This window comes from Lentzea terrae (assembly GCF_003265345.1).
GTDB lineage: Bacteria > Actinomycetota > Actinomycetes > Mycobacteriales > Pseudonocardiaceae > Lentzea > Lentzea terrae.
In genome coordinates this window covers 293-23,209 of the sequence record NZ_QFWW01000019.1, presented here as the reverse complement: position 1 = coordinate 23,209, position 22,917 = coordinate 293, and the positions used below count along the sequence as shown (strand labels likewise).

Sequence of the window (22,917 nt, the reverse complement as noted above, 5' to 3'; positions counted from 1 at the left end):
CGTTCTAGTCCTCCGTGATGCCCCAGCCTGCGGCGGCCGAGAGACCTTCCAGGTAACCCATGGCCCGATCGGTCTTCGGGTAGCGGTGGACCCACTCCCAGAAGTCCTTGCCGTGCCCTGGCACGAGCAGGTGCGCGAGCTCGTGCACCAGCACGTAGTCGAGCACCCACGGCGGCACGTCACGCAGACGCTCGGACACCCTGATGGTGCCCTCGGTCGGCGTGCAGGACGCCCAACGCGTGCGCATGGGCGGCACCCAACGCACGCTGACGGGGTCGGCGAGCGCGTCCAGGTACCGCACCGACAGCTCGGCACAGCGCGCCATGAGCGCCTCGTCCGACGTTCGCGCAGGAGATTTCCTGCGCGTCTCGCTGCGCTGGAGGCGGCTCAACATCTCCGCCACCCAGTGCTTCTCTTCCCCCTTGGTCATCCGTGCCGGCAGAAGGACGACGACGGTGTCGCCCTCCCGGTACGCGCTGACCATGCGGCGGCGCCGGGGGCTCCGCCGCACCTCCACCCGCGGTTCGGCCATGCAGTCACCGTAAACGTCGGCACCGACAATTTTCGGCCCCCAACCGGCCGCAGGCGCGCACCCGGCGGGTGAAGTTCCACCGAACGGCGGCTGGACACGCGCGGATGAACCTGCGCGGATTCGCCGCCTCGCCCAGGTACCGTCGCGCCAAGGTCCCCGAGTGTGTCCGCACTCACAACTGCAAGGGAGGGGCTGTGGCCGAGACCTACAACGGCTACTGCGTCAAGTGCCGCGAGAAGCGCGACTTCGAAGGCAAGGTCGAGGAGACGAACGGCCGGCGCATGGCGAAGGGCACCTGCCCTGTCTGCGGTACGAAGATGACGCGGATCCTCGGCAAGGCCAAGGTCTGACGTTTCCGCTGGCAGGGGGCCACGCCCCCTGCCAGTCTTTCTCATGTGGACACAAGACCTCGCGTGCGAAGAGGACTGGCCGTGGTGCGCCGCGGACCAGGCGTCGTGCAGGTCGGCACCGACCCGAAGCACGCCGTGGTGATCGACTCGCTGCCCGAGGCGCTCATCGACGAGCTGCTCATCCTCGACGGCCGCCACACCGTCGCTGAACTGGGTGAAAGACTGAAAGAACGCGGGGAGAACCCGGACCAGCTGACGGACGTTCTCGCCTCGCTCGAAGAGGCCGGTCTGCTCGACACCGGCTCCCCCGCGAAGGGCGCGACGGTCGCCGTGCACGGTGCCGGACACCTTGCACTCTCAATTACTTCGCTTCTAGCTGAATCAAGCGTGCGACTAGCGCACAACGCGGAGCTAGCAGTGCTAGCGGCCACGCTCGTCCCCGATCCGAACCTCGTTAACGTGCTCATGGCGTCCCGAACGCCGCATCTGGCCGTGCGCGTACGTGAGGGCGTGGGCATCGTCGGGCCGTTGGTCCTGCCCGGCCGCACTTCTTGTCTGAACTGCGCCGACCTGCACCGAGCCGACCAAGATCCGGCGTGGCCCGTCATCGCGACGCAGCTGGCGGGCAAACCGGCATCGACGGACGTGCTGTTCGCGTCGGGCACGGCAGCGCTGGCCGTGGTGCAGGTCCTGGAGTCGTTGATCTACCTCAAGGGCCGCGACCTGCCCCCGCCGCCAGTGCTCAACGCCACTCTCGAGCTCGACCTGGTGGCAGGTGTTGCTGAGAGGCGAAGCTGGTATCCGCACCCTGACTGTCAGTGCTCCGCACATAACATGGCCGAGTGACCGAGATTCCGCGCAAGGCCGTGCAGCGCACCGCCAAGCTGGCGAGCCTCCCGCTCGGGGTGGCAGGCCGGGTGGTGGGCGGCTGGGGGAAGCGACTGACCGGACGCGCGGCCGACGAGGTCAACGCCGAGGTGACGGCCAAGACGGCGGAACAGGTCTTCGCGGTGCTCGGTCAGCTCAAGGGCGGCGCGATGAAGTTCGGCCAGGCGCTGAGCGTCTTCGAGGCGGCGGTGCCCGACGAGCTCGCGGCCCCGTACCGCGAGGCGCTGACCAAGCTGCAGACCGCGGCCCCGCCCATGCCGGCCCGCACCACCCACCGCGTGCTCGCCGAACAGCTCGGTGCGTCCTGGGCGAAGCGCTTCCAGTCGTTCGACGACGACCCGGCCGCCTCGGCGTCCATCGGCCAGGTGCACCGCGCGGTGTGGCACGACGGCCGCGACGTGGCGGTGAAGGTCCAGTACCCCGGCGCCGACGAGGCCCTGCGCGCCGACCTGAAGCAGCTGCTGCGTTTTTCGAGGTTGCTGCAGGCGATCATGCCCGGCACCGACGTGCGCCCGCTGCTGGAGGAGCTGCGCGACCGGTACCTGGAGGAGCTCGACTACCGCGACGAGGCCGCCAACCAGCGCGCCTTCGCGAAGGCCTTCGAGGACGACCCGCACGTGCTGGTCCCGCGCGTCGTGGCCTCGTCGCCCAAGGTGATGGTCACCGAGTGGACTTCCGGTACGCCGTTGTCGACGATCATCCGCTCCGGCTCGGTCGAGGAACGCGACCAGGCCGGCCAGCTGCTCGCCGAGTTCCACTTCTCGGCCCCGTCGCGCTCCGGCCTGCTGCACGCCGACCCGCACCCCGGCAACTTCATGCTGGGCGACGACGGCCGCCTGCGCGTGATCGACTTCGGCGCCGTGGCCCGCCTCCCCGACGGCCTGCCCAAGACCCTCGGCCTGATGACCCGGCTCGCACTGGACGGCCGCTCCGCGGACCTGGTCGAACTGCTGCGCACCGAGAACTTCATCCGCGAGGGCATGTCCCTGCACGGCGACGACGTCCTCGGTTACCTGGCCCCGTTCGTCGAACCGCTGCGCACCGAGTCGTTCCACTTCACCCGCCGCTGGTTGCAGTCCCAGGCCGAACGCGTGGGCGACCTCCGCAGCCCGGACTCACAAACGGGCCGCTCCCTGAACCTGCCGCCGCAGTACCTCTTGATTCACCGCGTGACATTGGGCGCGACCGGCATTCTCTGTCAGCTCGACGCCCACGTGAACGCACGCGAAATCGTCGCGCGCTGGCAGCCGGGATTCGACGACTAACTCGTCCGAGTGAACGTTCGCTGAGTTATCCACAGGTTGGCTTCCAGCCCGATTTGACGGTGTCGCCGTGGTCCACGATGAACCACATGGCACCCATCTTCCTCTCCGCTGACCTGCTCAAATCCGGCCTCCCACTGCGCGACGTCCTGCGCCACTGCCTGGCCTCCGGCCCCTGGCAACAGGTGCTTCCGGGCGTTGTTCTGCAGAAGCCTTCCCCGCCGACCCGGCTGGATCGGCTGCGAGCCGTGCTGTTCTTCGTCGGCCCGGATTCCGTCATCACAGGTGCGGATGCGCTGTCCCGCCAAGGCGCTCAACTCCCGCTCCCTAGGCACATTCACGTGCTGGCGGGAAAGAACATGCGCCGATCCCATCCGTGGATTCTGCTGGAACGCACAAACCGTCTGCCGACCGTCGTCGAGCGCAACGGGCTGCGACTCGCTCCGCCGGCCCGAGCGGCGCTGGACCTGGCTCGCCGCTCGACCAACCCGCGTGCCGTCGTGGAGATCCTCGACGCGGTGACCGATGCGCGGCTGTGCTCGCCGGGCGATCTGCACGAGGAGCTGGAGCGAAGTTGCCGACGCGGAACAGCGCTGGTCAGGCAGGCCTTACGCCACCTCTACCCGGTCGCGGTGCCACCGGTCGCGCCTGCGTGAACTGAGGCCGCGAGACCTCGCCGACCCGCCCGTGCGCGCCCTGGGCTCGGTACCGCACCCCGCCTTTAACCCGGCCCGACCCGACGTGCGCGCGACGTCACCCAACCGCACCGAGGACACAACCAGCGCACTGATCCACGCACAAGTCACCGAGCCCGAGCTCCGGCGCGAATCTCGCCGCCCAACCATGCGGCGTCACCAACCGGACCGAACGCACCACCCCAGCCCTCGGTCCACGCACACGCCACCGAACCCGAGCCCCAGCGCGAATCTCGCCACCCGACCATGCGACACCAGCCAGACCAAGCACACGTCACCGAACCCGAGCCCTGGCACAAATTTCGCCGACCGATTTCGCCGCGTCACCAGCCCGACCGAGTACACCAACCCAGCCCTCGGTTCACCCACAGGTCACCGAGCCGAGCACCGGCGCGAATCTCGCCGCCCACCATGCGGCGTCATTAACCGGACCGAGCGCACCACCCCAGCCCTCGATCCGCACACACGCCACCGAACCCGAGTCCCAGCGCGAATCTCGCCGCCCAACCACGCGACACCAGCCAGACCAAGCGCACCAACCCAGCGCTCGATCCACGCACAACTAACCAAGCCCTGAACCCAGGACCCAACCGCGCGACGTCAACGCCAGTACTCGTCCGGCAACTTCCCCTCGATGTCCCGAACGTGCGTCTTCGCGCAAACGTGGCACAACCACCGGATCGACCCACCGGTCCGCTCCGACGACCAGGCCAGGAACTCCAGGTCAGAAACGGAGGCACGCAACCGCCCGCATCTGTGGCAGGCCGTCATCGCCGCCGTCCGAGATGGACGGTGTCCGTCTCCAGCAGGAACACGTCCTCCCGAGCCCCGACGTACTCGGAGTCGGAGGGATTGAGCAGTCGCCGCAGCGCGTCGCGGTCAGCCGGGTGCAGATAAGGCCCGGTGATCTCGGACAGCCAGGTCAGCCGGTCCACGGCCCATTCGCGGACGAGGTGCTTGGCGGGAGCCGGGTGGTCGACGACGAAGCTGAAGGCGCTGATCTCGCCGAGGCCCGCGTCGGCCAGGGCCACGTTCCAGCCGACGGGCAGCCGCACGGAGCCGGTCATGTTCTCGCGCATCGACCCGAACCACGAAGCGCGCGCGGCAGCCATGCGGTCCGCGAGGCCTGGGTCGCCTACGCCGAGGTCCCATGGCAGGAAGCGAGTTTCCAACCCGCCTTCGGCCAGGGCCAGCCAGCCGCCGGGAGCCAACGCGGAAACCAGGCGACGTACGCCGCGCAACTGATCAGGGAGGTGATGGATCACCCGTGAGCCCCAGATGAGCTCGACCGGGCCGGCGAACGACAGCGGGTCTTCGGAAGCGAGGTCCGCCAGCACCGGCTTCACCGACACGGCGCCGTCGGCCTCGGCACGCGCCGCGGTGCAGGCTGCGTCCAAGAGTTCTGGCGTGGCGTCGACCAGCACGAGGACGCCGCCGCCGTGTTCGCGCAGCGCCGAGACGAGCGGCACGCTCATGGAGCCGGCACCGCAGCCGACGTCCATGACGACTGGCGAGTCGGGCAGGAGCCCTACGAGTCTGCGCGCGACAGCGGAGAGCGCTTCTGACTGCAGCGAGCCGTAGCGCCTCATCGCGTGTAGCCGGGCGGACCAGTCGATTCCGTCGTGGGTGTGGTGCGGCACAAAAGGAACGCTACGGCGGAACGGCCGAGGCCGCCATCCACCTTCTCGTGGATGACGGCCTCAGCTCGAGACTGTCAGAGGTCGAAGCGAGCCGCTCTGCGACCGGCCCATCGCGCCAACCTGCGCCAACGTTGCGCTGACGCGAGGCGGTTCGCCAGGCGTTGCTCTTCTGCGAACCTCTGGGCTTCTTGTATTCGTATTCGCACGAGTTCTTCGTTCAGAGACATGGGAGTCAGGCCCTCGTTCAGGTAGGTGGGGATCGCGCTGTTGCTGGTCACGGTGTTCACGCTGCCGCCTCCGTCTTGTCAGCAGTGACGACAGCTGCCGCGTCCTTGCGCGGACGGCCACGCGGCCGCTTCCGCGCGATGACGACACCGCGCTCGAAGATCTCTCCACCCCAGACACCCCACGGCTCGTGACGAGCGAGCGCGCCGGCGAGGCACTCCGCGAGCACCGGGCAGGTCCCGCAGAAGGACTTCGCCTTCTCGAGGTCGGCAGGCGCGTCAGCGAACCAGAGGTCGGGGTTGTGGGTGCGGCAGGGCAGGTCGAGCCCGTCCGCGAGGTCCGGAAGTGTCTCGCCGGTGAGCGGGACAGTCGCGGTCAACATCAGGGTTTTCTCCTTGTGTGGGGTACTGCAAAAACACGAAAGCCGCGGACTCTGTACGAGTCCGCGGCTTTCGTGAGCCTGGTGGTCCTTCGACCCCCTCTATGGGGTCGGCAGGAGCCTTCTCACTTGATGCGCGGACAGCGCAGTCGTGTAGTTAGGAACGTCATCAGCGGTCGGGCGGACAATCGGCTGCTCGTTGAACAGTCCGGTGCCGCGCTCGCGACCCAGCAGTGCCACCGACTTCAGGGCAGACTTCTGCCAAACGGCCTGAGCGGAGGTGGGCATGCAGAGGTGCTCGGACATGGGGAGACCGAGTGCGGACTTGGCGATCAAGATCGTGTTCACAACCGGTGCACCTCCCTCAGAGGTCTCTGCGAGCTAGTAGTAGTTCTTCTTCCCCAGACGGGTCCTCCGGACCCGGCATGAGCAGGTTATGACCCCGTCCCACGGGCTCGCAACCTATTTAACGAAACTTGTCCCGATCAGGTGGCGGAGTACCCGATACCGCCCCGGACCAGGCCCAACACGTCGTCCCCGAACTTATCAAGCTTGGAGGCGCCGATGCCCGAGATCGCCACAAGTCCGGCCGAATCCGTGGGTCGCTGCTCCGCGATCGCCATCAGCGTCGCGTCGGTGAAGACGACGTACGCGGGCACCTTCAGCTCCCGCGCTCGCCCCGCACGCCACTGACGCAGCGACTCGAGCAGCTCTTCGTCCACATCGGACGGGCAGGACCTGCACCGACCGAGCTTGACGGCCTGTGCCTCGACCAACGTCGCGGCACACACCCGGCAAGTCGGCTTCTCCTTCTTCATAAGAGGAGGTCGAGCAGCAGCGCCAGATACTCGGGCAGCCGGGTGATTCTCCGGCACGAGGCTGTACAGGAACCGCGACCGGCGGCGGTATTTACGTCCACCAGCCGCACGCGACAGCGCCCACGACAGCCAGAGGTGCTCACGCGCGCGGGTGACGCCCACGTACAGAAGGCGGCGTTCTTCTTCGACCTTCGCCTCGTCACCGTCGGCGTACTGGATCGGCATCGTGCCCTCGACCAGTCCGACGAGGAACACGGCGTCCCACTCCAGGCCCTTCGACGCGTGCAGGGATGCCAGCGTCACGCCCTCGACGGTCGGCGGGTGCTGCGCCTCGGCCCGCACGTCCAGCTCCACGCAGAACCGCGGCAGATCGGACTCGGGCGCGGCAGCGACGAACTCCTCGGCGAGCTCCACCAAAGCGAGCAGCGACTCCCAGCGTTCGCGCGCGGATCCACCGGTCGGCGGTTCGTCGGTGAGCCCGACGCGTCCCAGCACCGAGCGAACGACCTCGGGCAGGCTGCCCTCGAGATCACCCGCCGCGCGCAACGCGATCATGGCCTGGCGCACCTCTGCGCGCTCGAAGAACCGTTCGCCTCCGCGCACCAGGTACGGGATGCCGTGCGACGCGAGCGCCTGCTCGTACACCTCGGACTGCGCGTTGACGCGGTAGAGGATCGCGATCTCGGAGGCCGCGACCCCCTCGTCGAGCAACGTCTTGATGCGCCGCGCGACCGAGTCGGCCTCGGCGGGCTCGTCGTCGAACTCGTGGAACCGCGGCATCGGCCCCTCCGGCCGCTGCCCGATCAGCTTCAGCCGCGAGCCGGCGGGACGTCCGCGCGCCCACTTGATGACGTCGTTGGCCAGCGCCACGACCTGGGGCGTCGACCGGTAGTCGCGCTCCAGCCGCACGACGACGGCCTCGGGGAACCGCCGCCCGAAGTTGAGCAGCGGCTGCGGCGAGGCGCCGGCGAACGAGTAGATGGTCTGGTTCGCGTCGCCGACCACGGTCAGGTCGTCGCGGTCGCCGAGCCACGCGTCGAGCACGCGCTGCTGCAGCGGCGTCACGTCCTGGTACTCGTCGACGACGAAGCAGCGGTAGCGGTCGCGGAACTCCTGCGCGACCTCCGCGTTGTCCTCGAGCGCGGCGGCGGTGTGCAGCAGCAGGTCGTCGAAGTCGAGCAGCTGCGCCTCGTTCTTGAGCTGCTCGTACATCGCGTAGAGCTTCATGATCTGCTCGGCGGGCGCTGGGATGTCGCGCGCGGCCCGCGAGGCGGCGGCCGGGTAGGCGTCCGGCGTCAGCAGCGACGACTTCGCCCACTCGATCTCGCCGGTGAGGTCGCGCAGCGCGTCGGCCTCCGTCGGCAGCCCCAGCCGGGACGCGGCGCGGCCGACGACGCGGATCTTCTGGTCGATCAGGTCCCAGCGCGGACCGCCGACGACCCGCGGCCAGAAGTAGCGCAGCTGGCGCGACGCGGCGGCGTGGAACGTCACGGCCTGTGCGCCGTGCACGTCCAGAGAGCGCAGACGGGTGCGCATCTCCCCCGCGGCGCGCTTGGTGAACGTGACGGCGAGGACCTGCGACGGAGCCACGTGGCCGCGTTGGCACAGGTAGGCGATGCGGTGTGTGATGGTCCGCGTCTTTCCGGTACCGGCTCCCGCGAGCACGCACACCGGGCCGCGCGGCGCTTCCACCGCTGCGCGCTGTTCCGGATCAAGACCCTCCAGCAACGCGTCCATGCCCGGCAGTCTCGCAGATGGCCGATGCAACACCGAGACCACCGCGCCGTATCCTGGTGGGTATGGCTGGTAAGCAGGACAAGGCGGCTGCCAAGGAAGCGGCGAAGGTTCGTCGCGCGGCTTCACGCGAACGGCGCAAGCAGATCTTCGAGGCGTTCAAGATGCAACGCCGCGAGGACAAGGCGCTGATCCCGCTGATGCTGGGAGCGCTGCTGGGCGTCACCGCGATCGCGGTCGCGGTCAGCCTTGTCTTCGACATCCAGTGGTTCATGGTCGTACCGCTCGGTGTCGCGATCGGCGCGCTGCTGGCCGTGATCATCTTCGGCCGCCGCGTGCAGAGCAACGTCTTCCGCAAGGCCGACGGCCAGCCGGGCGCCGGTGCGTGGGCGCTGGAGAACCTGCGCGGCCGCTGGCGCGTGACGCCGGCCGTCGCGGGCACCACGCAGCTCGACGCCGTGCACCGCGTGCTCGGCCGTCCGGGCGTCGTCCTGGTCGCCGAGGGCGCCCCGCAGCGGGTGAAGCCGCTGCTCGCGCAGGAGAAGAAGCGCATCGCGCGCGTCATCGGCGAGACCCCGATCTACGACTTCATCATCGGCTCCGAAGAGGGTCAGGTCCCGCTGAAGAAGCTGCAGTCGAAGCTGATGAAGCTGCCGCGCAACATCACGGCCGCCCAGGTCGACGCGCTGGAGACCCGCCTCGCCGCGCTGTCCAGCCGCGGTGCCGCACTGCCCAAGGGTCCAATGCCGCAGGGCGCCAAGATGCGCAACGTCCAGCGGGCCATGCGCCGCCGCTAGCCGCAGCTCCCACCACGCAAAAGGCCCGCCGCACTCGTTGCGGCGGGCCTTTCTGCACGTCAGACGCTATCGAACCTTGATGACGACGGTACCGGCCGCCTTGTCGTGCAGGCATCGTCCGTCCGCGTCCCAGACCAGCGCCGGGATCAGCGGGAAGATGAGGACGGTGCGCAGCAGCGCGCGGGGCAGGTGCACGAACGCCTTGCCGTCGATGCGCGCGACCCGCAGCCCGAACAACGCGTGCCCCGGCGTGAACCCGAAGAACGCCACCGCGACGACGGTGATGACGAACCAGGCCAGCAGGCTCCAGTTGCGCGGCAGTTCCGGTCGCGTGAACAGGCCCGCGACGCCGGCCGCGAGGAGGAAGTCGACGAGGATGGCGAACGTGCGCCGTCCGATCGAGGCGATGGAGCCCGGCCCCTTCTCCGGGAAGCCGTGACGCTCGCCACGCCAACGCTGCTGGGTGCCGTCGTTCGACCCGTCACCCGGAGACAGCACAGAGTTGGGTCCTGACAGCCACGAACCGGTCCACCTGCTCACTCCACCAGAGTAAGCCTGTGAACATCGGGTGAGGACCGGCAGGTCGTCTTGCCCCGTTGGGCGGCCCCGTTAACACTGGCGAAACATCCGAGTGACGGTTGGGCAACACCACGGACATACGGTCGCTCGCGATGACCAGCCGTATTCCATAGTCAAGGAGTCGACGAGGGTGTTCAAAAATTCCGACGAGGTGCTGAAGTTCATCTCCGACGAGGGCGTCAAGTTCGTCGACGTGCGGTTCAGCGACCTGCCGGGCGTGATGCAGCACTTCACTCTGCCCGCCAAGGCGTTCGATGCCGACGCGATCGAAGAGGGTCTCGCCTTCGACGGCTCCTCCGTGCGTGGCTTCCAGTCGATCCACGAGTCGGACATGCTGCTGCTGCCCGACCTGTACACCGCGCGTCTGGACCCGTTCCGCATCGAGAAGACGCTGATCGTCAACTTCTTCGTGCACGACCCGTTCACGCGTGAGGCGTACAGCCGCGACCCGCGCAACATCGCGCGCAAGGCCGAGCAGTACATCACCGACTCGGGCATCGCCGACACCGCGTACTTCGGTGCCGAGGCCGAGTTCTACATCTTCGACTCGATCCAGTTCGACACCACGGCGAACGGGTCGTTCCACAAGATCGACTCCGAGTCCGGCTGGTGGAACACGGGCCGCGACGAAGAGGGCGGCAACCTCGGCTACAAGGTGAAGTACAAGGGCGGCTACTTCCCCGTCACGCCGACCGACCACTACGCGGACCTCCGCGACCAGATGGTCCTCAACATGGAGGCGAACGGCTTCTCGGTCGAGCGCGCCCACCACGAGGTCGGCACCGCGGGTCAGGCGGAGATCAACTACCGCTTCAACACGCTGCTGCACGCCGCCGACGACCTGATGCTGTTCAAGTACATCATCAAGAACACCGCGTGGCAGGCCGGCAAGACCGTCACCTTCATGCCGAAGCCCCTCTTCGGCGACAACGGCTCGGGCATGCACACCCACCAGTCGCTGTGGAAGGACGGCGCGCCGCTGTTCCACGACGAGAGCGGCTACGCGGGCCTGTCCGACACCGCCCGCCACTACATCGGCGGCATCCTGCACCACGCCCCGTCGCTGCTGGCCTTCACCAACCCGACGGTGAACAGCTACCACCGCCTGGTCCCGGGCTACGAGGCCCCGGTCTCGCTGGTCTACTCCCAGCGCAACCGCTCGGCGTGCGTCCGCATCCCGATCACGGGCAACAACCCGAAGGCCAAGCGCATCGAGTTCCGCTGCCCCGACTCGTCCGGCAACCCGTACCTCGCCTTCTCGGCGATGGTCATGGCGGGCCTCGACGGCGTGAAGAACAAGATCGAGCCGCCGGCCCCGATCGACAAGGACCTCTACGAGCTCCCGCCCGAGGAGGCCCGCGACGTCAAGCAGGTCCCGGCCACGCTGGACGCCGTGCTCGACAACCTCGAGGCCGACCACGAGTTCCTGCTCGAGGGCGGCGTGTTCACGCCGGACGTGATCGACACCTGGATCTCGTACAAGCGTGAGCAGGAGATCGACCCGCTGCGTCTGCGCCCGAACCCCTACGAGTTCGCGCTGTACTACGACGTGTGATCGGCTGATCTGCCTGATTTGGCCGAGGGCCGGGTGACTGCTTCAGTCACCCGGCCCTCGGTCTGTCTGGTTCCCGAGCAACGTCACGCTGGACGACACGCCTCGCGCACCCGTGCTCACCCGGACGTTGGTGACCAGGACATCCGCCTCGCCGCCGGTGGGCAGCTTGATCCGGGCCTCGCCGTCGCTGAGCGCCTCCGCGGCCGTGCCGGCACCGGACAGCTGCCAGAATCCGTCGTCCACCGTCTCGATCAGGTTCACGCGTTCCATCTCGGCCGCTGTGCCGTCCGCGTAGACGAGCCGGGCCGGTCCTGAGTAGCTGAACACGTCTGAGTACACGTGCGGCGCGTGCGCTGGGTTCACGTGGTACTGCTAGTCGCGTGACACAGTGGGCGGTGCACGGCACCCGCAGGATCTACGAGTCCGAGTGGATGAGCGTTGACCTCGACGACGTGGAAATCCCTGACGGCGCGCGGTTCGAGCACCACGTTGTGAGGCTGCCGTACCCGTCGACGGCTGTGGTCGCCGTCGAGGACGACCACGTGCTGCTGATGTGGCGCCACCGCTTCACCACCGGCAAGTGGGGCTGGGAGATCCCGGCAGGCCGTTGCGAAGCGAATGAGACGGCGGAGACCGCGGCGATCCGCGAGACCGAGGAAGAAACCGGTTACCGGGTCAAGGTCGAGCCGCTGGTCACGATCGACCCGTTGAACGGCATCAGCTCCCACTGCACGCACATCTTCGTGGGCACCGACCCGGTCAAGACCGGTGAGCCGGACCCCGCCGAGGCCGCGAAGGTGGAGTGGTTGCCGCTCAACGAGATCCCAGGGCTGATCCGAAAAGGACTCGTGCCGTGCGGGATCACGTTGGCGGGCCTCACCACCTACCTCACGCTGCGGACAACGTAGCGCGGACCTCCATCAGGGCCTCGCCGAGCAGGTTGAGGCCCTGCCACGACGACGGGTCCGACGCGCGCGGGTCGGAAGCTTCCAAACCGATGCCCCACACGCGGTCCAGCGGGCTGGCCTCGACCAGCACGCGAGAACCCGTGCCCAGCAGGTAGGAGCGCAACGAAGGATTCTGCGAGAACTTCGCCAGGTTGCCGGCGACCACGATCTCCAGCCGCGCGGCCACCCAGGCCGGGTCCTCGAAGCCGGAGACCTGACGCCCCAACGACTTGGCCGCGGCCGGTGACGAAGCAGCCAGCACCCGCGCGGCCACAGCTGTGTCGTCGAACAGCAAAGCCTTGCGCCACATCATGTAGTGCTCGGCGGAGGCGAAGGACTGGCCGTCGACGACGAACGTGCACGGCCACCACTGCGAGAGGCAGCCCTTGCCGATGCTGCCGTCGCGTTCGGGCTGGTGGCCCCAGAAGAACAGGTACTTCACGCGGCCACAGTAGGTCGCCTAGCGCCGTTCGCCCTCATCGATTTCGTCTGTGGTCGGCAGTTCGGGCTCGCGCCACTCCTGGGAGCGCGTCGGGCCGCCCGCGCGCAGCTCGTTCTTCAGCTCCTTCTTCAGCTGGTCGTCCTTCGCGAAGCCGTGCTGATCACTTCCGCGTTGAGTCATGCACGAGGCGTACCCACCCGAGCGGACTGAATCACTTCGGGATCGGGATGCCCGTCACGGTGATCGCGGCGCCGGTCGGGGCGAACTGGCCGGAGATCGAGTTGAACGTCAGCGTGAGCGAGTTCACACCCGAACCGAGCTTCTCGTCGAGGACGACGGTGCCCGACCTCGTGGTGCCCTGCGTGACGAGGCTGTCCCACTTGCTGCTGGAGGCCGCGTAGGTGCGCTTCAGATCGTCCAGGACGGCGATGCCGTCCACGGGGAGGGTCATGCGGGCCTGGGAGGCGTTCGTGGCCGTCACGAAGAGCTTCACGCGCCCGTTCGCGACTTCTACGCGGGTCACCTCGACGGTGAGCATGCCGCGCTGCTGCTTGAAGGAGCCCGTCGTGACCTTGACTTCCGCTGACGGCTCGGTTGTTTCCAGTGCGCCATCAGGGGTTTCGACGCCGTTCGACGTAGTCGTCGTGGTGGTGGTGTTGGGCTGGGCGGCGGAGTTGCCACCGCTCAGTGCATACTGGATCACTCCCAGTAACCCGAGCACACCGGCAGCCACGCCCACGATGGCGATCACGGTCTTACTGCGGCGCGTGACCCGACGATGCTGCATGACTTCCTCTGTTCGACCCCCGTGACAAACACAGCTCCCCCGAGCGGGCCCTAGTCTCATCTCGAATGGGTGAAACGTCAATGCGCTAGTGTCCGCCCGTGTCCCAAGAAGTCGCCGAATTCACGGCTCCGCAGCTGCTCACCACCCACATCGTCGACTCGGCAGCCGAGGCGCTCGAAGCGGTTCAGGCCGCTGACGTGCTCGATCTCGGTGTCCGCGTCTACAACCGCCTCGTGCCCGACTCCGACGACGCCGAGTCGTTGGAGGAGGAGTGGGTGGTCGAGGTCTACACCAGTGCTCCTGCTGTCGACCCCGACTCGGACGAGGACTGAGCAGCCCAGAAAGTTGGGGGCACCCCGCCAGGAGTGCCCCCAAACCTGAAGATATACATGAAGATTTCAGGCAGTTAGTACAACTTTTCCGCGCACGTGCCCGCCTTCGAGCAACCTGTGCGCCTTCACGGCTTCGGCCAACGGGAACGTCTGCTGCACCTCGACGCGGAACGTTCCGGCCGCGACCAGATCCACCAGCCACTGCGTCTGCTCGGCGTTGGGCCGTGCCCAGGTGTTGATCACGCCGTTCTCCAACGCGCGCGGCCCGTCCACAATGGACGTCATCCGCGCCCGGTCCCGCACCAGCTGCAACGACTGGTCGAACGCGAGCCCGCCGACGTTGTCGACCACCACGTCGACCTGGCCGTCCCCGCCGACGAGCTCCGCGACGGCGTCGACCAGCGCGTCGCCGTAGGAAACAGGTTCGGCCCCGAGCGACCGCACGAACTCGTGGTTGCGCGGCGAGGCCGTACCGATCACCCGCGCGGCGCCCAGCTCACGGGCGATCTGCACCTGGAGGTGGCCGACACCGCCGGCCGCGGCGTGCACCAGCACGACGTCACCAGCGCCCGTGCCGACGGCCTTCAACGCCTGCAACGCCGTCAGGCCGGTCAGCGGCAGCGCACCGGCGGTCACGAAGTCCACGTTGGACGGTTTGCGCGCGATGATCCGGTCCGACACCGAGATCAGCTCGGCGTAGGCACCGAACTGCACGTGGTCCTTGCGCGCGTAGGCGAGAATCTCGTCGCCCGGCTTCCAGTCCGTCACACCGATGCCGACCGCACGCACGACTCCGGCCACGTCCCAGCCGGGGATCAACGGGAAGTGGTGCGGCAGCAGCCCCTGCAGGTACCCGGCTCTGATCTTGAAGTCCACCGGGTTCACCCCGGCCGCACGCACCTCCACCAGGACTTGGTCCGGCCCCAGCAGTGGATCGGGCAGCTCCTGCCACGACATGACGTCGGCGTCGCCGAACTGGGTAAACGCGATCGCTTTCACAGTCCCTCACCGTAGAAGACTCGTTCCGCTACTGCACGTGCACGGCGGGTCGTGCGGCGATATTCCTCCAGGAACACTCCCGGATCGCCACCGGGCGGGTACCCCATCACGGAAGCGACCGCCACGAGGTCGCGCCCGGACGTCGGCAACTGGTCGGAGGCCTTGCCCCGCACCAGCGTCACGGCGTTGCGCGCGTGCGTCGCGAGGTTCCACGCGGCGGTCAGGGCCGCGGCGTCCTCAGCTGCCAGCAGACCTCCAGCGACGGCGGCCTCCATCGCGGCCATTGTGGACGGTGTGCGCAGGTCAGGCACCGCATCGGCGTGCTGCAGCTGCAACAGCTGCACGGTCCACTCGACGTCCGCCAGGCCACCGCGGCCCAGCTTGGTGTGCGTGCTCGGGTCGGCACCGCGCGGCAGCCGTTCCGCGTCGACCCGCGCCTTGATCCGCCTGATCTCCCGCACGGACGCCGCGTCCAGACCGTCAGCCGGATAACGCAACGGCTCGATCAACGTCTCGAACTCGGCACCCAGCGCGGCATCGCCCGCGATGAACCGAGCCCGCAGCAGCGCCTGCTTCTCCCAGATCTCGGCCCACTGCCGGTAGTACGCCCGATACGAGTCCAGCGTCCGCACCAACGGCCCCTGCCGCCCCTCGGGCCGCAGATCCGCGTCGACCTGCAGCGGCGGGTCCTGCGACGGCGCGCCGAGCAGCCGCCGGATGTTCTCGACGATGCCGCTCGCCCACTTCGCCGCCTCGGCGTCGGAAACGCCGTCGAACGGCTTGCACACGAACAGCACGTCCGCGTCCGAGCTGTACCCGAGCTCGTGCCCGCCGAGCCGTCCCATGCCGATCACGGCGAGCGCGGCAACCGGCTCCCCGGCCGCACGCACCGCGGCATCAAGAGCGCTCTGCAGCACCGCTCCCCACACCTCGGACAGCGACACGCACACCGTCTCCAACGGCATGAACCCCAACAGGTCCGCGGCGGCAACCCGCAGCATCTCGTGCCGCCGCAACGATCGCGCCGCGGCAACGGCGCGAGGCAGGTCGTCGTACCGGGAAACCGCGCTGCGCAACGGGTTTCCGATCGAGTGCGGATCACCGCCGGCCAACGCCTCGGTGTCCGCGAGCAGCCGCAACACCTCCGGGGCCCGCACCAGCAGGTCGGGGACGAAGCGGGACGTGCCCAGCAACACCGCGAGCCGTTCGACGACCGCGCCCTCGTCGCGCAAAAGCCGCAGGTACCAGGGTGTTTCGGCGAGCGCCTCCGACACCTTCCGGTACGCCAGCAGCCCGCCGTCCGCGTCAGGCGTCAAAGCGAACAAATCCAGCAGCACCGGCAGCAAAGCGCCCTGGATGCGAGCCCGCCGGGAAACGCCGTGCGTCAACGCCTGGATGTGCCGCAACGCCCCGTCCGGCGACGTGTAGCCCAACGCGGCGAGCCGTGCCACGGCTTCCTTGGTGGTGAGCCGCAACGCCTCGGTCGGCACGCCCGCCACGGACTGCAGCAGCGGCCGGTAGAACAGCTTCTCGTGCAGCCGCCGGACCTGGTTGGCGTGCTTGCGGAACTCCGCGAGCAGCACTTGCCCCTCCGACTTCCGCCCGTCCGCCGCCAGACCGACCGAGCGTGCCAGCCAGCGCAACGCCGTGGTGTCGTCGTCGGCCGGGAAGAGGTGCGTGCGCAGTAAACGCTGCAGCTGCAGCCGGTGCTCCAACGTGCGCAGGAACCGGTACGAGCGCCCGAAGTCCGCCGCGTCGTTGCGCCCGACGTACCCGCCCGTGCCCAGCGCGGCCAACGCGGCTGTCGTTGCCTGAATCCGCAGGCTCTCGTCCGAACGACCGTGCACGAGCTGCAGCAGCTGCACCGCGAACTCGACGTCGCGCAGACCGCCGCGGCCGAGCTTGAGTTCACGGTCGGCGAGCCCGGACGGCACGTGGTCCTCGACCCGGCGGCGCATCGCCTGGACGTCCTCGACGAAGTTCTCGCGCTCGGCCGCCGTCCACACGTAAGGCCGCACGACGTCGAGATACGCCTGCCCCAGCTCAGCGTCACCCGCGACCGGACGAGCCTTCAGCAGCGCCTGGAACTCCCAGGTCCGCGCCCACTTCTTGTAGTACGACGCGTGCCCGTCCAACGTCCGGACCAGCGCCCCCGCCTTGCCCTCCGGCCGCAGCGCCGCGTCGACCTCGAAGCACGACTGGCCCGCGATCTGCATCATCGTGCTGGCCAGCCGCGTCGCCACGCCGAGATCGCCCTCACCGACGAACACGACGTCGACGTCGCTCACGTAGTTCAGCTCGTTCGCACCGCACTTGCCCATCGCGATCACCGCGAGCCGGCACCGGTCCGCGCCGTTGACCCGCTCTGCGGCGAGCTGCAACGACGCCCGCAACGCCGACACGGCCAAATCGGACAGTTGCGCGGCCACCGTGTCGTACGGGACGTAGGGCAGCGTCGGCTCAACGACGTGCGCCAGGTCGTTGGCCGCCACGAGCAGCAGCTTCGCGCGGTACTCCGTGCGCAGGACGCCGCCGTCGGACAGATCCAGCGACACGTCGACCCCGTCGGTGAGCGATCGCCACCGCTCGGGGTTCGCGACGAGAAAGTCCGACAGCGCGGTCGACGACCCGAGGACGGCCAGCAGCCGCCCGCGCACGACCACGTCCTCGTGCAGCGCGGCCGACAGCGCGCCCCAGTCCGCAGCTGAGTGCAGGCGTTCCAGCCCGCGCAGCGCGAGGTCGGGATCGGGACAGCGGGAGAGCGCGGCGAGCACCGGCTCGGCGCCGTCCGCGGGACGACGGTCAGCCCACAGGCCGAGGCCGCGCAGCATCTCCTCGCTGCGCGGCTCGGTGAGTCCGAATCTTGCTGGTGAGGCGGCACGGCCGAGTTCGCTCATCGAGAGCCAAGCCTAGTGCCGCGATCGGCAGCCTTTGCCCCGTGTTCGGTGTTCAGACGGGTGCATCGCGGTGCCGGCCGCACGTCCTCATCCTGGTTGGCTGTGGACGTGCGGCCGGTGCCGCGAGGCGCCCTGCTGAGCGCCGAAGACGCGGCACTCGTGCCCGCACGGCGTTAGAAGACGATCAGAGAGAGCCCGTACAACACGACCGCGACGCAGCCGGCGAAGCTCGCCACCGCCGGCACCTTCTTGTCGCTCGACAACGCACGGATGCCGAGCACGAACAGCGTGACCACCAGCAACGTCACCAGCAGCGTTGCGCCGAAGACCTGCAGCAGCGCTTCCCACTTGATCGTCATGCCGCCACCTTGTGCAGCTCGGCCTGCGCGGCCACCTCGTCGACGATGTGCTCGGGCTTCACCGGTTCGCGCCGCGACAGGATCCAGATGCCGATCGAGACCACGCCACCGATCACGGCGACGCCGACGACCCCGCTGGTGCCGCTGGACGCCCACTTGCCCGCGATCGCACCGACGATGCCTGCGGCGGGCAGCGTGAGCAGCCACCCGGCGGCCATCTTGCCCATGGTTCCCCACTTCACGCCGTGCCGGTCGCGGCCCAGGCCGGAGCCCATGATGCCGCCGGACGCGACGTGCGTGGTCGACAGCGCGAACCCGAGGTGCGACGACGCGAGGATCGCGGTGGCGGTCGAGGTCTGCGCCGCGAAGCCCTGCGCGGGCTCGATGGTCGTCAGGCCGCGGCCCAGCGTGTGCGTGATGCGCCAGCCGCCGAGGTAGGTGCCGAGCGCGATCGCGACACCGGCGCTGACGATGACCCAGGTGGGCGGGGCCGAGCCGGGAGCCAACGAGCCGGACGTGATCAGCGCGAGCGTGATGATGCCCATGGTCTTCTGCGCGTCGTTCGTGCCGTGCGCGAGCGAGACCAGCGACGCCGACGCGACCTGACCGACCTTGAAGCCGGTGTGCGACACGCGCGGGTCAGCCGCCTTCTTGAGGCGGTAGACGACGATCGTGGCGAGGGCCGCGACCAGGCCGGCGACCAGCGGAGCGACGATCGCGGGCACCAGGACCTTGTCGACGACCTTGGCGAAGTGGATGGCGTCCACACCGGACGCGACCCAGGCCGCACCGATCAGGCCACCGAAGAGCGCGTGCGACGAGCTCGACGGCAGACCCACGTACCAGGTGACCAGGTTCCACATGATCGCGCCGACCAGCCCGCCGAAGATGATCGCGGGCGTGATCTGGGCGTCGTCGACGATGCCGCCGGAGATGGTCTTGGCCACCTCAACGGACAGGAACGCGCCGACCAGGTTGAGGACCGCCGACAGCGCGACCGCCGTGCGGGGCTTCAGGGCACCCGTGGCGATGGAGGTGGCCATGGCGTTGGCCGTGTCGTGGAACCCGTTGGTGAAGTCGAAGATGAGCGCAGTGACAACAACGATGATCACTACAAGTGCGGGATCCACACTGATCCTCCGGCTGGATCGAACAAGGTGTCCGAGAGATGACGTTACCGGGAACCCAGGATGCCCTATAACCTACGAAAGTAACGTCACACCAACGGAAGTTGTGTGCCCGAACACCCCGCGGGCGACAGTTCTCCCCGCACCAGCTTGGCGAATCTGGCCACGAACGGCTGCCACACCTCTTCGAAGTCGCGATGCGCCTCCACCAGGAAGTCCTGGTCGAAGTGCTGTGACCGCGCACACGCCGCCGAGTCGGGATCCTTCGCCGCCCAGTTCAAGACGATTTCCGGAGTGGTCTCGATGTGGAACTGCAGGCCGTAAGCACTCGTTCCGACCCGAAACGCCTGGTTCGGATATTTCGGGGACGCCGCGAGGTGTTCCGCGCCGGGCGGCAGCACGTGCACCTCGTCGCTGTGGAACTGCAGCACGTCCGGTGTGAACGGCAGATCCGCGAACAACGGGTCGTTGCCCGCGACGTCGCGCTTGGCCACCAGCAGCACCCCGACCTCCGGCCCTTGTGGACCCTTGCGGACCTGCCCGCCCGTGGCCGCGGCGAGCAGCTGCGCACCTAGACAGATCGCGAGGGTCGGAATCCGCTTCGCGACAGCGCTGCTCAGCAGACGGCGCGCGTCGGCGAGCCACGGGTGCTCGAGGTCGTCCAGCGCGCCCATCTCCCCACCGAGGCAGATCACGCCCTGGTAGCCGTCGAGGCTCGCCGGCGCCGGCTCGTCCTGCAGTGCCACGAGGTGAAGTTCGACGCCTTCCGCCTCCAGCCAGTCACCCAGCTTCGCCAGCGGGTCTGACTGCGAGGGCTGCAGGACGAGCAAACGCGGTGCGGTCACGCACGTGAGCCTATGTCGGGTTGACTCAGCAATGACACGCGACCTTAGAAACACCCGCCGCGGCGTGCCCGCCCTCCTCGACCGGGTAACCGGCCTCGCGCCACGCCGTGATGCCTCCGGCGAGCCTCTTCACCCTGTAGCCCCGTTGCGCGAGCGCGAGTGCGCCCTTGGTCGCGGCGTTGCACTGGAAGCTCTCGCAGTAACAGATGTAGACCAGGTCCGGATCGAGGTCGAGTTGTTCCGGCAGGTCGCGGTAGGGCAGGTTGATCGCGCCGGGAATGCGGGCCTGGGCGAACGCCTCCGGTGCGCGCGTTTCCACGAGGACGTACCCGCGCGTGTCGCCCGCCTGCATGTCGCGGTGCACGTCGTCCGGATCCGCTTCGAACGCGAGCTCGGCGGCGAAGAACGTCGCGGCCGTGGCGGGGTCGGCGGTGGGGAAGCGCAGTGCGTTGGTCATGTTCTAGATCTTGATCGGGCGCTTGTCGTTTTGACATGCGGAAGTCCAGGCGTGCACGGCCTTCTACCTATGATTTCCAGGTGGACCTCGACGCGGTTGACTGGAAGATCCTCGCGCTGCTGCAGACCGACGGACGGATGTCGTTCACCGCGCTCGGCCGCGAGGTGTCGCTGTCCGCGCCGGCCGTGACCGAACGGGTGCGCCGCCTGGAGTCGATCGGCGTGATCACGGGCTTCGCCGCGGTGGTCTCACCCGCGCGGATCGGGCTGCCGATCGAGTCGATCGTGCGCGTCCGGGTGCGGTCGCTCGACACGCCCCGGTTCCGGAGCCAGGTTCTGGAACTGCCGCAGATTCTGGACGCAGACCACGTGACTGGAGATGACTGCTGGCTGTTGCGCGTCGTCTGCCGGTCGATGGTCGAGCTCGAGGAACTGGTCGAGGTGATGCAGCGGTACGGCGACACGACGACCTCGCTGGTGTTCTCGTCGCACGTGCGGAACCGCCCGCTGTCGCCCGAGCTCTTTGACTAGTCCCACTTGTACTCGGACCAGTCCGAGACCTGCCGGAAGCCGATGCCCTGGTAGACGGAGTTCGAGGTCGCGTTGGCGAGGTCCGCGGTCAGCACGACCTGCTCCGCGCCGGCGTCGTAGGCCCACTGGCTGACCGCGGCGGTCACCGCGGCCGCGTAGCCGTTCCTGCGGTGCTCGGGCGGCGTGTAGACCGGGCCGACCCGCGACACCCCGCCCACCGGCGTGGTGCTCGCCGCCCAGGACACCGGCACGCCGTCGACCGTCCAGAGCACGTGCCCGGCCGACATCCACCGGCTGTCCATCGCGCGCTCCTCGGCTTCGGCCCGCGGGAGCCCGTCCAGTTCGGCCACGAAGGCGATCCACCAGTCGGTGATCAGGTCGTCGTCGGCAGGTGTCACCGGCCTGGCCTCGCCCGGCACGTCGGGCAGCACCAGGTCCTCCAGCCGGTAGAGGCGCAGCCGGTAGGTCTCGCGGCCGCCGTCGCGCCACAACGCGCGGATCGCCTCGACGCGGTCCAGCGGACCGGTGATCTCGGTGAAGCCCGGGCCGTTGCGCAGGGTGTCCACCACCAGCGGAGCCGCGGCGGGCGGCATGGCGGCTACGTGCAGTGGGCGACCCTCCATTCGGGTCACCGCGCCGACGACCGTCCCGTTCTCGTGCAACGAGATCAGCACGGCGGGCTGGCGGCGGCCCTCCAGCGCGGCGTCCACTGAGGTCAGATGCACGCTGTGGCTCACCGCGTCGGCTTCGAGGAACGCTCCTGCGGTGGCCACGAAGTCACGGATGTCGTTGTGGGTCAGCGCTTCCACCAGAACTCCGCCCAGTCGTCGAGGGGTTGGTAACCGATGCGTTGGTAGATCGAGTTCGAGATCGGATTGGTCAGGTCCGCGAAGAGGAGCACCTCGGTGGCTCCCTGGTCGAGCGCCCACTGGCTGACCATCGCGCTCACCGCGGCGCCGTAGCCGTGCCTGCGGTGTTCCGGCGGGGTGTAGACCGGGCCGACCCTGGTCATGCCGGCGTGCGGAATGCTGGCGGCGGCCCAGGCGACCGGGGTGCCGTCGACCTCCCAGAGCGCGTGGCCGTTGCCGAGGCGCAGGGAGCCGCGCACGACTTCGGTCGTGTTCTCGTCCGGGGCTTCCGGCACAGCTTCTCCGGTGAACGCCTTGCGCCAAGCGCCGAGGAGCTCGACGTCGTCCTCGGTGGCCATGCGACCGGTCCCGGGGACGGTGGGTGGGGCGAGGGTGCCCAGGCGGTACAGCCTGGTGGCCAGTGATTCCGTGTAGCCCTTGCCGGTCGCTGTGGCGAACGCCTCTGACCTGTCCCGCGGTCCGGTGACGCCGGGGGCGTCCGGATCGATCTCGTTGATGGTCTGCACCGCCAGGTCGACCGCTTCGAGCGGCAGATCGGCTGCTTGGAACGGCCAGGGCGGCGTGCGGACCAGGGAGCCGATCACCTCACCACCGTCGTGGAAGGTGACCAACGTCGGCTGGTGTTCGGCAGGCAGCCGGCGGATGCGGTCCAGTGAGGTGAGGGCCACCGTGTTCCGCACCGGATCGGCCGCGAGCCGATCGTGGGCGACGGCGTCGAACGACGCCAGATCTGGGTGCACGACCGCGTCCATGGGTTCATGAGATCAGGGCGGGCAAGCGAAATTCTTGAAACGAGCACAGTTGGGCATGCAGAAGACCCCTGCGGGGAGCACCGAAGTGCTCGACCCGCAGGGGTCTGCTGAAAGATTGTC

Annotated in this window: 27 protein-coding genes; 9 read left to right on the top strand and 18 right to left on the bottom strand. The window is 68.5% G+C overall.

Annotated features, from left to right (window positions below; translation table 11 throughout):
* Positions 1-4 precede the first annotated feature (4 nt).
* On the bottom strand, positions 5-532 hold the full coding sequence (locus tag DI276_RS21970; RefSeq protein WP_112266273.1) for a M48 family metallopeptidase: 528 nt from the start codon (positions 530-532) through the stop codon (positions 5-7).
* A 194-nt stretch (positions 533-726) separates the two neighbouring features.
* Here DI276_RS21970 and DI276_RS51145 point away from each other — a divergent pair, with 194 nt between their 5' ends.
* The 4 genes from DI276_RS51145 to DI276_RS21955 all read left to right on the top strand — a co-directional run bounded on the left by DI276_RS51145 (position 727) and on the right by DI276_RS21955 (position 3,688).
* Positions 727-882, top strand: coding sequence for a DUF5679 domain-containing protein (locus tag DI276_RS51145; RefSeq protein ID WP_167979751.1), 156 nt, complete (start codon positions 727-729; stop codon positions 880-882).
* A gap of 63 nt (positions 883-945) precedes the next feature.
* A complete protein-coding gene (locus DI276_RS21965; RefSeq protein WP_232836817.1) occupies positions 946-1,728 on the top strand; it encodes a hypothetical protein in 783 nt (260 codons plus the stop codon).
* A complete protein-coding gene (locus tag DI276_RS21960; RefSeq protein WP_112266269.1) occupies positions 1,725-3,035 on the top strand; it encodes an ABC1 kinase family protein in 1,311 nt (436 codons plus the stop codon). Before DI276_RS21965 ends, DI276_RS21960 begins: the two co-directional genes overlap by 4 nt.
* Before the next feature lie 86 nt (positions 3,036-3,121).
* A complete protein-coding gene (locus tag DI276_RS21955) occupies positions 3,122-3,688 on the top strand; it encodes a hypothetical protein (protein ID WP_157984864.1) in 567 nt (188 codons plus the stop codon).
* Between the two features lie 806 nt (positions 3,689-4,494).
* On the opposite strand, the gene DI276_RS21950 is transcribed toward DI276_RS21955, so the two are convergent.
* The 4 genes from DI276_RS21950 to DI276_RS21935 form a co-directional block, all read right to left on the bottom strand.
* Complete coding sequence (locus DI276_RS21950) at positions 4,495-5,367, bottom strand: class I SAM-dependent methyltransferase (RefSeq protein ID WP_112266265.1); 873 nt, start codon at positions 5,365-5,367, stop codon at positions 4,495-4,497.
* A gap of 283 nt (positions 5,368-5,650) precedes the next feature.
* Positions 5,651-5,974: a WhiB family transcriptional regulator gene (locus DI276_RS21945; RefSeq protein WP_112266263.1), complete on the bottom strand. Its 324-nt coding sequence runs from the start codon at positions 5,972-5,974 to the stop codon at positions 5,651-5,653.
* Positions 5,975-6,073: 99 nt separating this feature from the next.
* The gene (locus DI276_RS21940) at positions 6,074-6,319 is read right to left on the bottom strand and encodes a hypothetical protein (protein WP_112266261.1); all 246 of its coding nucleotides are present in this window, start codon (positions 6,317-6,319) and stop codon (positions 6,074-6,076) included.
* 137 nt (positions 6,320-6,456) lie between these two features.
* The gene (locus tag DI276_RS21935) at positions 6,457-8,526 is read right to left on the bottom strand and encodes an ATP-dependent DNA helicase UvrD2 (RefSeq protein ID WP_112266259.1); all 2,070 of its coding nucleotides are present in this window, start codon (positions 8,524-8,526) and stop codon (positions 6,457-6,459) included.
* A gap of 62 nt (positions 8,527-8,588) precedes the next feature.
* Between DI276_RS21935 and DI276_RS21930 the strand changes: the two genes are divergently transcribed.
* A complete protein-coding gene (locus DI276_RS21930) occupies positions 8,589-9,320 on the top strand; it encodes a DUF4191 domain-containing protein (protein WP_112266257.1) in 732 nt (243 codons plus the stop codon).
* Between the two features lie 66 nt (positions 9,321-9,386).
* Here DI276_RS21930 and DI276_RS21925 read toward each other — a convergent pair whose 3' ends face one another.
* Positions 9,387-9,818 carry an RDD family protein gene (locus DI276_RS21925; RefSeq protein ID WP_332874705.1) on the bottom strand — a complete coding sequence of 144 codons (432 nt, stop codon included), beginning with the start codon at positions 9,816-9,818 and terminating at the stop codon, positions 9,387-9,389.
* Positions 9,819-10,029: 211 nt separating this feature from the next.
* On the opposite strand from DI276_RS21925, the gene glnA reads away from it, so the two are divergent.
* Positions 10,030-11,454: a type I glutamate--ammonia ligase gene (gene glnA / locus DI276_RS21920; protein ID WP_112266253.1), complete on the top strand. Its 1,425-nt coding sequence runs from the start codon at positions 10,030-10,032 to the stop codon at positions 11,452-11,454.
* Positions 11,455-11,496: 42 nt separating this feature from the next.
* Here the strand turns inward: glnA and DI276_RS21915 are convergent, their stop codons facing one another.
* Positions 11,497-11,817 carry a hypothetical protein gene (locus tag DI276_RS21915; protein WP_157984863.1) on the bottom strand — a complete coding sequence of 107 codons (321 nt, stop codon included), beginning with the start codon at positions 11,815-11,817 and terminating at the stop codon, positions 11,497-11,499.
* A gap of 17 nt (positions 11,818-11,834) precedes the next feature.
* Between DI276_RS21915 and DI276_RS21910 the strand changes: the two genes are divergently transcribed.
* The gene (locus DI276_RS21910; protein WP_112266249.1) at positions 11,835-12,362 is read left to right on the top strand and encodes an NUDIX hydrolase; all 528 of its coding nucleotides are present in this window, start codon (positions 11,835-11,837) and stop codon (positions 12,360-12,362) included.
* Here the strand turns inward: DI276_RS21910 and DI276_RS21905 are convergent.
* The 3 genes from DI276_RS21905 to DI276_RS21900 are packed head-to-tail and all read right to left on the bottom strand — an operon-like array spanning position 12,343 to position 13,594.
* Positions 12,343-12,843: an NADAR family protein gene (locus DI276_RS21905; protein WP_112266246.1), complete on the bottom strand. Its 501-nt coding sequence runs from the start codon at positions 12,841-12,843 to the stop codon at positions 12,343-12,345. The two genes, DI276_RS21910 and DI276_RS21905, sit on opposite strands and share 20 nt — an antisense overlap.
* Positions 12,844-12,861: 18 nt before the next feature.
* Positions 12,862-13,023, bottom strand: a complete 162-nt coding sequence (locus DI276_RS51140) for a hypothetical protein (RefSeq protein WP_198680814.1) — start codon at positions 13,021-13,023, stop codon at positions 12,862-12,864.
* A gap of 31 nt (positions 13,024-13,054) precedes the next feature.
* The gene (locus DI276_RS21900) at positions 13,055-13,594 is read right to left on the bottom strand and encodes a hypothetical protein (protein ID WP_157984862.1); all 540 of its coding nucleotides are present in this window, start codon (positions 13,592-13,594) and stop codon (positions 13,055-13,057) included.
* 134 nt (positions 13,595-13,728) lie between these two features.
* Between DI276_RS21900 and DI276_RS21895 the strand changes: the two genes are divergently transcribed.
* Positions 13,729-13,962 (top strand): hypothetical protein, encoded by a 234-nt coding sequence (locus tag DI276_RS21895; RefSeq protein ID WP_112266242.1) that lies wholly within the window; start codon positions 13,729-13,731, stop codon positions 13,960-13,962.
* 66 nt (positions 13,963-14,028) lie between these two features.
* Here DI276_RS21895 and DI276_RS21890 read toward each other — a convergent pair whose 3' ends face one another.
* From DI276_RS21890 to DI276_RS21865, 6 genes are all read right to left on the bottom strand, one after another.
* Entirely contained in the window at positions 14,029-14,961 is a 933-nt protein-coding gene (locus DI276_RS21890; protein WP_112266240.1) for an NADP-dependent oxidoreductase, read from the bottom strand.
* Positions 14,958-17,858, bottom strand: coding sequence for a bifunctional [glutamine synthetase] adenylyltransferase/[glutamine synthetase]-adenylyl-L-tyrosine phosphorylase (locus tag DI276_RS21885; protein ID WP_112266238.1), 2,901 nt, complete (start codon positions 17,856-17,858; stop codon positions 14,958-14,960). Before DI276_RS21885 ends, DI276_RS21890 begins: the two co-directional genes overlap by 4 nt.
* 173 nt (positions 17,859-18,031) lie before the next feature.
* On the bottom strand, positions 18,032-18,217 hold the full coding sequence (locus DI276_RS21880) for a hypothetical protein (protein ID WP_112266236.1): 186 nt from the start codon (positions 18,215-18,217) through the stop codon (positions 18,032-18,034).
* On the bottom strand, positions 18,214-19,347 hold the full coding sequence (locus DI276_RS21875; protein WP_112266234.1) for an inorganic phosphate transporter: 1,134 nt from the start codon (positions 19,345-19,347) through the stop codon (positions 18,214-18,216). The genes DI276_RS21880 and DI276_RS21875 overlap by 4 nt, the downstream gene beginning before the upstream one ends.
* A gap of 86 nt (positions 19,348-19,433) precedes the next feature.
* A complete protein-coding gene (locus tag DI276_RS21870; protein ID WP_112266232.1) occupies positions 19,434-20,189 on the bottom strand; it encodes a type 1 glutamine amidotransferase in 756 nt (251 codons plus the stop codon).
* 25 nt (positions 20,190-20,214) lie between these two features.
* Positions 20,215-20,646 (bottom strand): rhodanese-like domain-containing protein, encoded by a 432-nt coding sequence (locus tag DI276_RS21865; RefSeq protein WP_112266230.1) that lies wholly within the window; start codon positions 20,644-20,646, stop codon positions 20,215-20,217.
* 80 nt (positions 20,647-20,726) lie between these two features.
* Here DI276_RS21865 and DI276_RS21860 point away from each other — a divergent pair, with 80 nt between their 5' ends.
* Positions 20,727-21,176: an Lrp/AsnC family transcriptional regulator gene (locus tag DI276_RS21860; protein ID WP_112266228.1), complete on the top strand. Its 450-nt coding sequence runs from the start codon at positions 20,727-20,729 to the stop codon at positions 21,174-21,176.
* Here the strand turns inward: DI276_RS21860 and DI276_RS21855 are convergent.
* Both DI276_RS21855 and DI276_RS21850 read right to left on the bottom strand, forming a co-directional pair.
* Positions 21,173-21,985 (bottom strand): GNAT family N-acetyltransferase, encoded by an 813-nt coding sequence (locus DI276_RS21855; protein WP_112266226.1) that lies wholly within the window; start codon positions 21,983-21,985, stop codon positions 21,173-21,175. The genes DI276_RS21860 and DI276_RS21855 overlap by 4 nt on opposite strands.
* Positions 21,973-22,797, bottom strand: a complete 825-nt coding sequence (locus tag DI276_RS21850; protein ID WP_112266224.1) for a GNAT family N-acetyltransferase — start codon at positions 22,795-22,797, stop codon at positions 21,973-21,975. Before DI276_RS21850 ends, DI276_RS21855 begins: the two co-directional genes overlap by 13 nt.
* Positions 22,798-22,917: the final 120 nt, after the last annotated feature.